The 14,279-nt window shown below is 58.3% G+C and carries 13 protein-coding genes; 3 read left to right on the top strand and 10 right to left on the bottom strand.

Annotated elements, in window-relative coordinates; all coding sequences use genetic code 11:
* Nucleotides 1–122 precede the first annotated feature (122 nt).
* Nucleotides 123–860: a septum site-determining protein MinC gene (gene minC, locus ACI514_RS16615; RefSeq protein WP_095114357.1), complete on the bottom strand. Its 738-nt coding sequence runs from the start codon at nucleotides 858–860 to the stop codon at nucleotides 123–125.
* Nucleotides 861–977: 117 nt separating this feature from the next.
* Here minC and ACI514_RS16610 point away from each other — a divergent pair, with 117 nt between their 5' ends.
* Together ACI514_RS16610 and ACI514_RS16605 are read left to right on the top strand one after the other, a co-directional pair.
* Nucleotides 978–1,910 carry a lipid A biosynthesis lauroyl acyltransferase gene (locus ACI514_RS16610; protein WP_095050911.1) on the top strand — a complete coding sequence of 311 codons (933 nt, stop codon included), beginning with the start codon at nucleotides 978–980 and terminating at the stop codon, nucleotides 1,908–1,910.
* 35 nt (nucleotides 1,911–1,945) lie between these two features.
* The gene (locus ACI514_RS16605; RefSeq protein ID WP_405122047.1) at nucleotides 1,946–3,118 is read left to right on the top strand and encodes a patatin-like phospholipase family protein; all 1,173 of its coding nucleotides are present in this window, start codon (nucleotides 1,946–1,948) and stop codon (nucleotides 3,116–3,118) included.
* A gap of 133 nt (nucleotides 3,119–3,251) precedes the next feature.
* On the opposite strand, the gene ACI514_RS16600 is transcribed toward ACI514_RS16605, so the two are convergent.
* The 8 genes from ACI514_RS16600 to puuE form a co-directional block, all read right to left on the bottom strand.
* Nucleotides 3,252–4,037, bottom strand: a complete 786-nt coding sequence (locus tag ACI514_RS16600; RefSeq protein ID WP_122609080.1) for an outer membrane protein OmpK — start codon at nucleotides 4,035–4,037, stop codon at nucleotides 3,252–3,254.
* Between the two features lie 374 nt (nucleotides 4,038–4,411).
* Nucleotides 4,412–5,197: an outer membrane protein OmpK gene (locus ACI514_RS16595; RefSeq protein WP_122843380.1), complete on the bottom strand. Its 786-nt coding sequence runs from the start codon at nucleotides 5,195–5,197 to the stop codon at nucleotides 4,412–4,414.
* 162 nt (nucleotides 5,198–5,359) lie between these two features.
* Nucleotides 5,360–6,718 (bottom strand): nucleobase:cation symporter-2 family protein, encoded by a 1,359-nt coding sequence (locus ACI514_RS16590; RefSeq protein WP_405122046.1) that lies wholly within the window; start codon nucleotides 6,716–6,718, stop codon nucleotides 5,360–5,362.
* A gap of 166 nt (nucleotides 6,719–6,884) precedes the next feature.
* On the bottom strand, nucleotides 6,885–8,198 hold the full coding sequence (locus ACI514_RS16585; RefSeq protein ID WP_160056978.1) for a urate hydroxylase PuuD: 1,314 nt from the start codon (nucleotides 8,196–8,198) through the stop codon (nucleotides 6,885–6,887).
* A 51-nt stretch (nucleotides 8,199–8,249) separates the two neighbouring features.
* Nucleotides 8,250–8,753: an ureidoglycolate lyase gene (locus ACI514_RS16580; RefSeq protein ID WP_034151759.1), complete on the bottom strand. Its 504-nt coding sequence runs from the start codon at nucleotides 8,751–8,753 to the stop codon at nucleotides 8,250–8,252.
* A 147-nt stretch (nucleotides 8,754–8,900) separates the two neighbouring features.
* Nucleotides 8,901–9,896 (bottom strand): allantoicase, encoded by a 996-nt coding sequence (gene alc / locus ACI514_RS16575; RefSeq protein ID WP_007913974.1) that lies wholly within the window; start codon nucleotides 9,894–9,896, stop codon nucleotides 8,901–8,903.
* A gap of 87 nt (nucleotides 9,897–9,983) precedes the next feature.
* Nucleotides 9,984–10,499: a 2-oxo-4-hydroxy-4-carboxy-5-ureidoimidazoline decarboxylase gene (uraD, locus tag ACI514_RS16570; RefSeq protein WP_034151758.1), complete on the bottom strand. Its 516-nt coding sequence runs from the start codon at nucleotides 10,497–10,499 to the stop codon at nucleotides 9,984–9,986.
* Nucleotides 10,496–11,422: an allantoinase PuuE gene (puuE, locus tag ACI514_RS16565; protein ID WP_034151757.1), complete on the bottom strand. Its 927-nt coding sequence runs from the start codon at nucleotides 11,420–11,422 to the stop codon at nucleotides 10,496–10,498. The genes uraD and puuE overlap by 4 nt, the downstream gene beginning before the upstream one ends.
* 420 nt (nucleotides 11,423–11,842) lie before the next feature.
* On the opposite strand from puuE, the gene uraH reads away from it, so the two are divergent.
* Nucleotides 11,843–12,196, top strand: coding sequence for a hydroxyisourate hydrolase (gene uraH, locus ACI514_RS16560; RefSeq protein ID WP_160056980.1), 354 nt, complete (start codon nucleotides 11,843–11,845; stop codon nucleotides 12,194–12,196).
* Between the two features lie 166 nt (nucleotides 12,197–12,362).
* On the opposite strand, the gene ACI514_RS16555 is transcribed toward uraH, so the two are convergent.
* Entirely contained in the window at nucleotides 12,363–14,237 is a 1,875-nt protein-coding gene (locus ACI514_RS16555) for a hypothetical protein (RefSeq protein ID WP_160056982.1), read from the bottom strand.
* Between the last annotated feature and the right edge of the window lie 42 nt (nucleotides 14,238–14,279).

Raw genomic sequence — 14,279 nt, 5'->3', positions numbered from 1 at the left:
TCTCTTGAAAACTACTGCAGTCGGACAGCCTTGGCTGGAATTCGGCGTTGAGCCTTTTTCCTACTTCGTTTGAGCCGTTTTCGCTACGTTTTAGAGATGCTTGGAAAATGCGGCAGTATCCGTTAAAGCCGAATGATGTTCAACACGTCGCCCGACAGGCTGACCTGTACGCCCGAGCCCCACATAGGGTCGCGACGCAAATCTTCGGAAACCTTGTAATGACCGGCGATGGAGATCAGTTCAGCGCTCAATTGCTGACAGAAAATCCGTGCCTTGGTGTCACCCTTCACGCCGGCCAGCGCCCGACCGCGCATCGGGCCGTATACATGGATGTTGCCATCGGCGAGAAGTTCCGCCCCCGGACTGACCGAGGACACCACGACCAAATCGCCACCCTGCGCATATATCTGTTGGCCACCACGTACTGGCGTGGTGATGACGCGGGTCGGTTTGACCGTTGGTTCAGGAGGTTTTTCCGGTTTCTTTTTGACTTCGGCTTCCGCTGTTTCCAGCGGCCGCTCACGGGCGCCGGACGGCGGCAGCACCGGAATATCGATGGCGATGGCGGCGGCGATGTCTTCGATGCGGCTGGCGCGAATCGCCAGGGTGCGCAGGCCATGTTGACGACAGACGCGCATCAGGCCCGGCAGATCGACGGCGCCTTCGCTCGGCGGCAGTTTGTCCAGCGCCAGAACCAGCGGCGCGTTGCTGAAGAAGTTCGGCGCCTGGGCGACTTTGGCGGCCAGTTGCCGATCGAGGCTTTCGAGGTCGTTACGGGCCAGTTCCAGCACAGTAATGGCCAGCATGCTGCCCTTGAGCTGGAATACGGGATCTTGGTCTAACGGTTCGGTTTGGCTCATGTCGGCATACAACGGCTTGTCACTAAAAGTGCCGAGACTTATAACGAGAACGCCCGCAGGCCGCAAGCCGGGTCGAACGATGTAGAATGCGCGGCCACTGTATTTACGGAAGCTTTAATGGATCGCCCGCGTTTTCGAAAAGCATTTCTTGCTCCACGCTTCTGGCCGCTCTGGTGCGGTCTGGGGCTTTTATGGCTGATCGTGCAGTTGCCGTATCCGGCGTTGCTGACCATCGGTCGAGTTTTGGGCGCCTTGATGTATCGCGTGGCCGGCGACCGGCGGCGCATCGCCAAGCGCAATCTTGAGCTGTGCTTCCCGGAAAAATCCGCCGCCGAGCGCAAACGTCTACTCAAGGAGAACTTCGCCTCCACCGGCATCGCTTTCTTTGAAATGGCCATGAGCTGGTGGTGGTCGCGTGAACGTCTGGCCAAGCTGGCCCACGTTGAAGGCCTGGAGCATCTGCAAAAGGCCCAGCGCGAAGGCAAAGGCGTGATCCTGATGGCGGCGCATTTCACCACGCTGGAAATCGGCGCGGCGTTGCTCGGCCAGCAGCACACCATCGACGGCATGTACCGCGAGCACAAGAATCCGTTGTTTGACTATGTTCAGCGTCAGGGCCGTGAGCGGCACAACCTCGATTCGCTGGCGGTGGAGCGTGACGACGTGCGCGGCATGCTCAAGCTGCTGCGCTCCGGTCGGGCGATCTGGTATGCGCCGGATCAGGATTACGGCGCCAAGCAGAGCATCTTCGTGCCGCTGTTCGGCATTCAAGCCGCGACTGTTACGGCGACAACGAAATTTGCCCGTCTGGGCAAGGCGCTGGTCGTGCCGTTCACGCAGGAACGTCTGGCCGATGGCAGTGGTTATCGGTTGGTGATTCATCCGCCGCTGGAAGATTTCCCTGGCGAAACCGAAGAAGCCGACTGCATCCGCATCAACCAGTGGGTCGAGAGCGCTTTGCGTGCCTGCCCCGAGCAATATCTGTGGGCGCACCGTCGCTTCAAGAGCCGTCCACCGGGCGAGCCAAAGCTGTACGCCAAACGCGGTTGATTCACCCATCCTTTTAAGCACCATGGAGTGTTGCGATGAGCCCAGCTGAACCGGTCACAGGTTTGATTCTTTCCGGCGGCGGGGCTCGGGCGGCGTATCAGGTGGGGGTGCTGGCGGCGATTGCCGAATTGCTGCCGGTGGGCGCGGACAATCCGTTTCCGGTGATCGTCGGCACCTCGGCTGGGGCGATCAATGCGGTCAGTCTCGCCAGTGGTGCCACGGATTTTCGCGCTGCGATCGAGCGTCTCACCTTGTTCTGGCAGGGCTTTCGCAGTCATCGCGTGCTGCGCAGTGACTGGCCCGGGGTTATCCGTCAGGCCAGCCGCTTTGTCAGCCACAGCCTGCTCGGCCTCGGTCGGCAATTGCCGGTGGCGCTGCTCAACAGTTCGCCGCTGCGCGAACTGCTCAATGAAAAACTGCACATGCCCGGCATCGCCGAATCGATTGCGCGCAAGCAATTGCATGCCGTGGCCGTGACCGCATTCGGCTATGAGTCGGGGCAGGCGGTGACGTTCTATCAGGGCGGCGGCAAGATCGATGCGTGGTTGCGGCATCGGCGTATTGGTGTGCCGACGCAACTGTCGGTGGATCACTTGCTCGCCAGTTCGGCGATTCCGTTGCTGTTCGCGCCGGTGAAAATCGGTGATGAATATTTTGGCGACGGCGCGGTGCGGCAATCGGCACCGATCAGCCCGGCATTGCATTTGGGCGCGAGCCGGGTGCTGGTGGTCGGTGTCAGCGGCAACCCGCGCGGGTTTGATCCGCAGCAGCCGCTGGAGCGCGCCTACACGGGGCAACAGCCGACTCTGGCGCAGATTGGCGGGCACATGCTCAACAGCACGTTCATTGACAGCCTGGAGAGCGACATCGAGTTGCTGCAGCGTCTCAACCAGTTCAGCCACTTGGTACCCGCCGGCACACCGACTCGCGAATTGGGTGTGGCACCGGTGGAGGTGTTGGTGATTTCGCCGAGTCAGCCGATCGATGAGATCGCGGCGCGGCATCGCCAGGAATTGCCGGCGGCGTTGCGTTTGTTTTTGCGCGGGCCGGGGGCGACCAAGACCAGTGGGGCAGGGGTGTTGAGTTATCTGCTGTTCGAGGCGGGGTATTGCAGCGAGTTGATTGATTTGGGGCGCAGGGATGCGTTGGCCAAGCGCGAGGAGCTGTGCCGGTTTTTGGGCATATCCGAGGCGGTGGTCCCGGCTTGAGATTTGTGGTGCCGCCATTCGCGAGCAAGCTCGCTCCCACAGGGTTCGGCGTCGTATGCGGCATTTGCATTCAACATAGAACCACTGTGGGAGCGAGCTTGCTCGCGAAGGCGTCCATACGGACGCCGCCGGATCAGAAGTGGAACTTCACCAGGAAGCTCGTGGTGCTCTGATTGGTCTTGAACGCACCGGTGTCGTCGATGCCGTACTTGTCTTTCCAGTAGTCGTATTCAACACCGACATACAACTGCTTCTCGCCAAAACTCAGCGCCTTGCCCAAGTCGTATTTGACCTGTGGGTTGAAGTGCAGGTTGGCGTGGTAATCGCCTTTGGAGTTGGAATCGTTGTCGGTGACCCAGTCCATGAAGCCGTCGATCAGGATGTCCGATTTGCCGACCGGGATGGTGTAGGACCAGACCGGGGTGATCTGCCAGACGTTGTCGCCGGCGCGAGCACCTTGGGTGTGGCGCTGGTAGAAGTTCAACTGGAAGTAGTCGAAGCCCGGAATCGCCAGATCGAAGCCTGGACCGATCAGGTACGACTCGGTGTCGCCTTCGCCGAACTCGTAAGTCATCGCCAGCAGAACGTCTTTGATCGGGCCGAACTCGATCTTCTGGTCGAGCACTTTGCCCAGCGAGATGCGCGGGCTGAACTCACCGTAGTAGGTGTTTGGACCGTTGCTGAAGTCCTTGCCACCGTTGTAGAAGATCTTGTCGAAGAAGAAGAAGTTGTCCCCATAAGTCCACGCGTCGGCGTGTTCGAAAGTGACGGTCTGCTGGATGCGCGGGTTGACCTGGAAGTCCTTGCCGTAGAGGTAGGTCAGGCTGTTGTTCTGCCACTGCAGCAGGCCCTCGGCCATGGCCTGGCCGCCGGCCAACATCGATCCCGCGAGCATCAGGCTGGTGCACATACGTTTCATTCGGTTGCTCCCAAAGTAGGTGTTCCACGTTTATTTTTTTTAAGATCGGCGCTCTGGTGTGGCGCCTTTTTTCATTGCTGCAAAAGTCATCCGATCGGTCAGCTTCGTTGCTGTTAGCAAGAGCCGAGCCAAGGCTTTCGAAAAGCAAAAAAACACCCGCTCGGCTGCTGAAAAACAGTCGATTGAGTGTGTTTTCGGGATGCCTCGGTACTGACCGGGGCCGGGATAAGTTGGCTTTTCGGTCAGGAATTAAATCCGGGCTTTTTTTTAGACCGAATTCATGAGGCCGCGGAGAATACTGACTCAACGGCCAGGGCTCAAGTGCCCCGCAACAGAGCACCGACGACAGGCATGGGGCACGGTTGCGGGCCATCTTAAAAGTGCACCTTGACCAGCAGGCTGGCGGTGTTCTGATTGGTGTCGAAGTTGTGCGTATTTTCGACGCCGTATTTATTTTTCCAGTAACTGTATTCGGTGCCGACATACAGTTGCTTGTGGCTCCAGCCCAAGGCTTTGCCGAGGTCATATTTGATCTGCGGATTGATGTGCAGGTTGGCGTGGTAGGTGCCGCGCGAGTTCTCATCGTTGTCGACCACCCAATCGAGGTAGCCGTCGATCAGCACATCGGAATTGCCTAAAGGAAAGCTGTAGGACCAGCCGGGGGTGATCTGCCAGACGCCGTCGCCGGGGCGTGGGCCTTCGGTCTGGCGGCGGAAAATGTTCAGGGTGACGTAGTTGAAGCCGGGCACCTTGAGGTCGAAGCCGGGGCCGATCAGATAGGCCTCGCTGTCGCCTTCGCCATATTCGTAAGTCATCGCCAGCAGCACGTCTTTGATCGGGCCGAACTCGAGCTTCTGGTCGAAGATCTTGCCGAACGAGAAACGCGGGGTGAATTCACCGTAGAACGCGTGCGGGCCTTTGTTCGCGTCTTCCTTGCCGTTGTAGAAGATCTTGTCGACGAACAGGAAGTTGTCGCCGTACTTCCACTTGTCGGCGTGCTCGAAGGTCAGCGTCTGTTGGATCGACGGGTTGATCGCAAAATTCTTGCCGTACAGGTAGCTCAGGCTGTTGGTCTGCCACAGCAGTAAATCGCCGGCCATGGCCTGACTCGCGGCCAGCAGGCCGCCACTCAACAGAACGCTGGTTTGCGTGCGAATCATCTGTTGCTCCCTCTTGTTTTTATTGTTTGAGGCGCAGAGCTGTTGCGCGCCCTTGTAGGAGTGAGCCTGCTCGCGATAGCGGTGAATCAGTCAACGAATCTGTTGAATCTGATAACGACATCGCGAGCAGGCTCACTCCTACAGGGGGATAGCGTTTTTCAGTTAATGCTGGTGCGCGTGGCAGTCGTTGATCGCTGCGCGCTCTTTGCCGCCGAGAATGTTGAACAGCAGGTTCAGCGTCAGCGCACTGAGCGTTGCCATGGCGATGCCACTGTGAGTAATCGGGCTCATCCACAGTGGCAGATGCGCGAAGAACTCCGGACGCACTACCGGGATCAAGCCCATGCCGATGCTCACCGCGACCAGCAACTGGTTGCGGCGGTCACCGATGTCGGCTTCCTGGAGAATCTTGATGCCGGTCGCCGCGACCATGCCGAACATCGCAATCGCTGCGCCGCCGAGTACCGCCGGTGGAATCGACGCCACCAGAAACGCCGCTTTCGGCAGCAGGCTCAACACGATCAGCAAGCCACCAGCAACGATGGTCACCGAGCGGCAGCGCACACCGGTCATCTGCACCAGACCGATGTTCTGCGCGAAAGAGGAGTGGGTAAACGTGTTGAAGAAACCCGCCACAAACGAGGCGCCGGCATCACACAGCAAGCCGCGACGCAGCATGCGTGGGCAGACTTCCTGGCCGGTGATTTTACCTAGCGCGAGGAACATCCCGGTGGATTCAACAAAGATGATCACCACCACCAGACACATCGACAGGATCGGCGCGAGCTCAAATTTCGGCATGCCGAAATGCAGCGGAGTGACGAACTGAATCCATGGCGCGTTGGCCATGCCGCTCAGGTCGACCATACCGATCGCGCCGCACAGCAGGTAGCCGAAGCACATGCCGATCAGTACTGAGATGTTGACCCAGAAACCGCGCATAAAGCGGTGGATCAACAGAATGGTGCCCAACACCAGCGCGGCGATGGCCAGATAAATCGGTGAGCCGAATTGTGCGGTGGCGGCACCGCCACCGGCCCAGTTCACGGCCACGGGGAACAGCGACAAACCGATCGAGGTGATGACCGTGCCGGTCACCAGCGGCGGGAAAAAGCGCACGACCTTGGACATGAACGGCGCGATGAGCATGCCGAAGAAACCGGCGGCGATCGTTGCACCGAAGATGCCTTGCAGGCCGATGCCGGGCATGCCGGCCATGGCGACCATGCTGCCGACTGCAGCAAAACTGGCGCCCATCATCACCGGCATGCGAATGCCCATCGGGCCGATGCCCATGGACTGCACAATGGTAGCGATGCCGGCGACCAGCAGATCGGCGTTGATCAGGAAGGCAATTTCTTCACGACTCAGGCCAGCGGCCTGTCCAATGATCAGCGGCACCGCGATGGCACCACCGTACATCAGCAGAACATGTTGCAAACCGACCAGGATCAGTTGCAAAAGGGGCAATCGCTGAATGGCGGGTGCGTCGGGGATGCGCGCTTTGGACAGCTCGGACATGCAACACCTCGGATCTTTTTATTCTTGTGATTGAACAGCTGCCGGGTTGCTCACAGCTGTTTCTTTACATCAGGTAAACCGCGTTATGGCGATTCGCGAGCAGGCTCGCTCCCACAGGAAATGCGCGATCTCTGTGGGAGCGAGCCTGCTCGCGAAGCTTTGTTGCTTAGTTGGTCTGTGCTCCCTGGGCAATCCATGCACCGATCAGGTCACGTTCCTGCTGGGTCATCTGCGTGATGTTGCCCAGTGGCATGATCTGCGTGGTGATGGCTTGCGCCTGGATGCGCGCCGCGTTCTGACGGATCTGCTCTGGAGTGTCGAACATCACACCGGCAGGCGCCGCGCTGAACAACGGGCTGGTTGGTTTGGCCGAATGGCAAACCGCGCAGCGTTCCTGGATCACTGTGTGCACTTTGTCGAAACCCGGGCCAGCATTCGACGCCTGTGCCGGTGCTGCAGGTGCCTCTGCGGGTGCAGCAGGTGCCGCCGCTTCAGCCGGTTTCGCGCCACCGCCCAGTGCCGTTTCCGGCAGCGGTTGGTATTCGATTTTCGCTGGCGCCTTGGCCACTTCCGGAGCGGTCGACATCGGCATCGGGCCGGTGACGTACGCCAGACTGATCATGCCCACCGCCGCAACCGGCAGGGTCCAGGCAAACTTGTGGCTGTCATGACGGGTGTTGAAGTAGTGACGCACCAACACCGCCAACACCGCGATCCCGGCCAGGATCAACCAGTTGTACTGGCTGCCATAAGTGCTCGGGAAGTGGTTGCTGATCATGATGAACAGCACCGGTAGGGTGAAGTAGTTGTTGTGACGCGAACGCAGCAAGCCTTTGGCTGGCAGCGCCGGATCCGGCGTACGGTTCTCGGCAATCGCCGCGACCAGTGCGCGTTGCGCCGGCATGATGATGCGGAACACGTTGCCGACCATGATGGTGCCGATAATCGCGCCGACGTGCAGGTACGCGCCACGACCGCTGAACACTTTGCTGAAGCCATACGCCGCGCCGATGATCAGCACGAACAGAATGAAGCCGAGCAGAGCAGGGCGTTTGCCCAGGGCCGAATCACAGAGGAAGGAGTAGATGAACCAGCCGATAAACAGCGAGCCGATACCGATGGCCACACCTTCAGGGCCGCTCAGCGTGCTGCCCGGAGCCAGCAGGTAGAGCGTCGGGTTGGAGTAGAACACCACGCACAGCAGCGCGATACCCGACATCCAGGTGAAGTAGGCTTCCCATTTGAACCAGTGCAGGTTCTCCGGCATTGCCGGCGGTGCCAGTTTGTATTTTTCGAGGTGATAGATACCGCCACCGTGGATCGCCCACAGGTCACCGGCCAGGCCGGTTTTCGGGTTGACGCGGTTGAGGTTGTTCTCCAGCCAGACGAAGTAGAACGACGCGCCGATCCAGGCCACGCCAGTGATCATGTGAACCCAGCGCACGCTCAGGTTCAGCCATTCCAACAGATGTGCTTCCACAGTCTTTACCTCTCGCCTGTCACTCTTGTTGTCGAGTGATCAGACCTTCTCTTATTGGTGGGGGGCGAGGATCAAACGCTCATCCTCTTTGAAAAAATGCTCATCGCAGTTATTGCCTGTGCCACTGCGATCAACCACCAGGAAGTCATCCCGCTTTTCGATCGTCAGCACCGGATGGTGCCAAACGCCGCGATGGTAATTAATGCCCTGCCTGCCGTTGGTGACGAAGGCGCGGACCAAGCCTGATACAGGTTCATCGCCAACTGGCGCGACCACGATCAGAAAGGGGTTGCCGAGCAGCGGAATGAAAGCCTGGCTGCCCAGCGGGTGGCGTTCCAGCATGCAAACGGTCAGGGGCATGTCCTGCGCGTCGGCGCGGAAGATGCTGATGATCGCGTTGTCCTCAGGCTGAGCGGTTTCGACCGTCGCCAGTTTGTGGAAGCGCATGGTCGAACCGTTGTTGATCATGAAGTGATCGCTGCCGTCGGTTTCGATGACGTCACCGAAAGGGGCGAAGGCTTCTTTGCTCAGCGGTTCAATCGTTAGTGTGCGCATGCTGTTCTTCTTATCCGAATTCTGTGTTGTTCAACTTGTCAGTGCGTCTTGCGCGATCCCTGTAGGAACTGGCGAAGCCTGCGATCTTTTGACTTTGTTTTTAAGATCAAAAGATCGCAGCCTGCGGCAGCTCCTACAGGCTCAGCATTACTTCGCGACCTTGCCGAGAACGCGCAGGCGACTCACACCACCATCCGGGAACACGTTCAGACGGATGTGGGTGATCGGGCCCAGCGCTTTGATCTGCTCGACGAAGGTGTGTTCGGCGTGCATTTCCAGCTTCTGGCTTGGCAGCAGTTCGCGCCAGAACAGCGACTGGGTTTCGATCTGGCTGTCAGTACCGCCTTTCACGAACGCGCCCTGGATCGAGCAAGTGTCCGGGTAGTTGCCTTTGAAGTGCAGGGTGTCGACGACGATCTTCTCGATCTCGCCCGGGTGACCCAGCGCGACGATTACCCAGTCATTGCCTGGCGTGCGACGACGTGCAGTTTCCCAGCCGTCGCCCATGTTGATGCCACGGCCCGGGTTGAGGATGTTGCTCATGCGGCCGAAGTGTTCGTCGGAGCAGGCGAGGGCGCGGCCACCATTGAGGGCTGCTGCCAGATCGACTTGCTCGTTGTCGCCAACCGCCGACCAGTCACGGAACGGGATGCCGTACACGCGCAGACGGGCGACACCGCCGTCCGGGTAGATGTTGAAGCGCAGGTGGCTGAACGCTTGGTCGTTGCTGATTTCGTGGTAGTGGTGGCTGTTGCCCTGCAGCTCGACGGCCGACAGCACTTCAGTCCACTGAGTGTTTTCATCAGGCTCGCCCGAGGCCAGGAAGCACGCTTCCAGAGAGGCCGATGGCGGGAAGTTGCCGGTGAAGAATGAAGTGTCGATGTCCACGCCTTTGATCGAGCCCGGTACGCCCAGACGGATCACTGCGCTGTCGAAGCCTTCGAAGCGCTTGCGGCGCGATTCCCAGCCGTCCATCCACTTGCCGTTGTCATCGAACACGCCCTCCTTCCATACGGCCGGGGTCGGTTGGAACAGACGATTGGCGTCTGCGAACCAGTCATCGGTGACCGAGATGATTTTGGTGCCCAGACGGGCATCGGCCAGGTTGACGAATTTTTCGAAAGGTACGGCGTAAGCTTTCATTCTTCTTGTCTGCCTTTAAATAAGTGGCTGGGGATGCTTGCGAGACCCTGGGTACTCTCCGCGTTTGATGTACTCGGGTCAGGCTCGCTATAGGGTCAGTAAACGGAACAGGGCGATCTTGTTGATCTCCGCCAGCGCGCATTTGAACTCGGTATCTTGCGAGTTGTGAATGCGCGTTTCGAACGCCGCGAGGATCTGATGCCGGTTGCTGCCTTTTACCGCCATGATGAAGGGAAACTTGAACTTGGCTTTGTAGGCGTCGTTCAGCTCGGTGAAGCGCTGGAACTCTTCGGCCGTGCATTGGTGAATACCGGCGCCAGCTTGTTCATTGGTGCTGGCTTCGGTCAGTTGGCCCTGGACGGCGGCTTTGCCGGCCAGGTCCGGGTGAGCGTTGATCAGGGCCAGCTGACTGGCGTGATCGGCGCTCAACAGGATGTCGCTCATGCGCTGGTGCAGGGTTTCGATCTCGTCGATCGAAGCGTCCGCGCCCAGGTCGTAGGCCTTCTCGGCTACCCATGGCGAATGTTCGTAGATGTCGGCGAAAGCGTTGACGAAAGCGTCGCGGCTCAGGCTCGACGGTTGCAGGGTTTGAAAGCGGCTCATTTGGCGGCCCCTTGGTACGGCTGGGTTTCGTGCCAGTGACGCGCGATGTCGACGCGACGGCTGAACCACACCTGTTCATGACTTTTGGCGTATTCGATAAAGCGTTTGAGCGAAGCGATGCGACCCGGACGGCCGATCAGACGGCAGTGCAGACCGATCGAGAGCATCTTCGGCGCTTCGGCACCTTCGGCGTAGAGCACGTCGAACGCGTCTTTGAGGTATTCGAAAAAGTCGTCACCCTTGTTGAAACCCTGCACTTGCGTGAAGCGCATGTCGTTGGTGTCGAGGGTGTACGGGATCACCAGATGCGGCTTGCCGGTCGGGTTGTTTGGTTCCCAGTAGGGCAGGTCATCGTCGTAGGTGTCGCAGTCGTAGAGGAAACCACCTTCTTCCATGACCAGACGACGGGTGTTCGGGCCGGTGCGGCCGGTGTACCAGCCCAGTGGGCGCTCGCCGGTGATTTCGGTGAGGATGCGGATCGCTTCGAGCATGTGCTCGCGTTCCTGCGCTTCGTCCATGTACTGATAGTCGATCCAGCGGTAGCCGTGGCTGCAGATTTCGTGGCCGGCATCGACCATCGCGCGGATCACGTCCGGGTGGCGCTGGGCGGCCATGGCGACGGCGAAGATGGTCAGCGGAATGTCGAATTCCTTGAACAGTTTCAGGATCCGCCAGACGCCGGCACGGCTGCCATACTCGTAAAGCGATTCCATGCTCATGTTGCGCGCGCCTTGCAGCGGCTGAGCAGCAACCATTTCAGACAGGAAGGCTTCGGATTCTTTGTCGCCGTGCAGAATGTTGCGCTCGCCGCCTTCTTCGTAATTGAGTACGAACGACAGGGCGATGCGGGCATTGCCCGGCCAGTGTGGGTGAGGAGGGTTACTGCCGTAACCGATCAGGTCGCGTGGGTAGTCAGCGCTCACTGCAGTCTTCCTTCTTTTTCGTTGACAGATTTGTGTGGCGGCCTGGCTGGCTGGCGTCACAGCGATGGGCTGATTGTATACAACTTTATTCGCAATTTGTAAGCCTGAATTTTCGCATTTCTCACCGACTGTCATCTTTTACTGCGATTGGCGTGAGCCTGCAAGAAACCTGCCTGACCAGTCAGCTAATGGATAGGAGGTTCAATGAATAGGCGTATCGCTGGCTCATCGGCAGGAAACCCCCGAATGGCGGGGGTGATATGAAAAATGTCGTTTTTATTGTGTACAATTTTTTTGAAAAGTGTCTTAATCAATTGCTCGCCGCAGCTTTTCGTGCTCCGAATCGGTGCGGTCTCCTTTTCAACTGACTTCGGGAGGCGCGAAGTCTGACTGCTCCATGCAGGCAGGCGCGCAGAATCAATGGGACGTTTGACAACACACGTTTTGGACGCTGCACACGGTTGCCCGGGCAGTTCGATCAAGGTCGAGCTGTACCGCGTTGAAGGTTTGCAACTGGAATTGGTCGCCAGTGCGATAACCAACAGCGACGGCAGGGTCGATGCACCGTTGCTGCAAGGCGATGATTATCGCACCGGCGTTTATCAGGTTCAGTTCCACGCCGGCGATTACTACCGCGCTCGTGGCGTGCAGTTGCCGGAGCCGGCATTTCTGGACGTGGTCGTGCTGCGCTTCGGCATCTCTGCCGAACAGGATCACTACCACGTGCCATTGCTGATTTCGCCGTACAGCTATTCCACGTACCGGGGCAGCTGACCCCCAAGCAGCTGCCCCCACCGGGAAGCGACTGCGCATATAGCTTCTTTGGTCTTTCGCCCGCCCACACTGCGGGCTTTTTTTTATTCCAGCATTTTGTGTCGATCTGCCTGCGTACGCTCCAGAGAACTGCGGAGCGCGTTGCTCCGCTTCCTGTAAGGGGCATTCAGCTGTGTCGGGTGACGATAAGGTTGTGTTCGTGAGTAGGAAGAGGCTCGTTGGTGCCCAGCAAAAAAATGATCCTGTCCGTGTGTAAATGCTCCATCAGGTCATCTTTGATGTGGGTGTCCATGTTGTCGACAAAGACTCTTTTTTTCAGCCAGGCAATGGGATCAGGGAGAAAAACAGTGTTGTTTTGAATCCTGTCCATGAACATGATGAAAACAGGGTCAACCCCCGTTCGCTTGATCAACAAGGCATTCCCCAGGTTGGCGCCAAAATCATGGGCAATGTTGTAGCCGTGTGCGCTAAGAAGATCTTTGAAAAGTGTTCGCGTTGTTCGGCCACCCCTGTGATGTTGCGAACCGGAGAGCAGTTTCGGGTTGAAGTCGATTCTTTGCAGACCTTCAGTGGACGGTAGCGGCATACGCATGTAGCCATGTACGTCGGCCGCAAGCGGCGAGAGGAGCATCAACGGGTCGCTCAAGTCCTGGCGAACGACTCTGTTATCGCCGACGAAGACAGAGCGGTTTTCCCAGTACTTGAAAGTCTCGAACAATGCACTGATCCCGGGCCCTGTTATTTTGTCGGAGTGACTGGCCCGGTGGAACATCTCCCGTGCGGCTTTACTTGCCGAGTGATCGGAAAGGTAGGGAAACTGATCGCTGACATATTGAGTCAGGCTTTTTTCAAATGGCCGACTCTCGATGATTCTCCATGCTTCACCGCCGTGCCCCGTATTGTCCGCCAACTTCACCGCACCCCTGGGTTGTAACTCAGGATTGGTCAGCAGCAACTGTTCGAAAGCATCGAAACGAGCAGCAGAAAACAGTGGGGGCTTGATGAAGGCAAAGGCGTCAACGGCGTGAGTCGGCTGGTCAAGTATCGCAAAGTGCTTGCCGGCGATTTCGATGGAGTCGCCGGCTGACGGTTTCGTCGTGGTTCCCCAGCCTTTCCATAATTCACTGATGCCCATGAGTACGAAGGGATTGAGAGGATCACTGTCTTCTGGCAGTCGAGGGCGTTTACTTGGGCTCGGGCCGGGTTTTTCCGAGTGGGTGAGGGCACGGGAACTGCCCGGTTGTGGATCTGTAGCGGTGTTCAGTTTACGGCGCCAGACGAATTGCCCCGGAATCTGTTCGAAGGTTATATCGGGCACATTGATCGTTGTTGCAGAAGCCAGTTTGTATTCGCCTTGTTCATTCCTGCGAACCAGGATGGTTCCGTCGGCAATATCGACATAGGTTTTCCCGCGCGGTCCTTTGCGGATGCCGTCCAGGGACTCGCGCGCGGCAGGGAGAAGGGTCGCCAGGTGCGGGTCGACAAGGATGATTTCTTGTGGCAGTTCGGCAGTCCGTTGCTGCGCTGACAGATTTCTCTGCCTGGATTGAGCCGTGTACCACTGTGCCTCGACTCGCCAACGTGGCTGGCCGTCGATTTTTTTCAGAATCGGTGGCGTAACGCCTGGCGCTGCAGGCCAGGGAATCTGGTAATCACCGGCGGTGTTGAGTTCAACCCGGTAATGACGGCCGTCTTCCAGATGCGCGTAAATCTGACCGCCCGGGGCCACGAATAAGCCGTCGACGGATTTGTGTGGCTTCAGCAGATGGGTTTGTAATACCGGCAGGGATATCTCCGCCAGTCTGGCATTGGCTTCGGCGAGCACCGGATCCGTTAGGTAACTCACCACAACACGTGGATCGCCAACCACTTCGCTGCCAGATGTGTGGGGAGTGGAAGTGTCGGACGGTCGATTCGAACCTGGCGCGAAAGTCTCAGAAGTACCGGTATTTTTCAGGCTGCCATTGCCAGCCTCAGACCTGTTGATAGTTGAGTTGTCGGGCGACGGAGGGCGAACCGTGGTCTTTGTAGGTTTGGTCATTGAAGTGCCTCTAAGCGATTGATGTTTTTGTGCTCACTGCGC

The organism is Pseudomonas sp. M20, from assembly GCF_045037865.1.
In the GTDB taxonomy this organism is placed as follows: domain Bacteria; phylum Pseudomonadota; class Gammaproteobacteria; order Pseudomonadales; family Pseudomonadaceae; genus Aquipseudomonas.
Note: the sequence above shows the minus strand (reverse complement) of the source record. Positions and strands in the feature narration are given on the sequence as shown.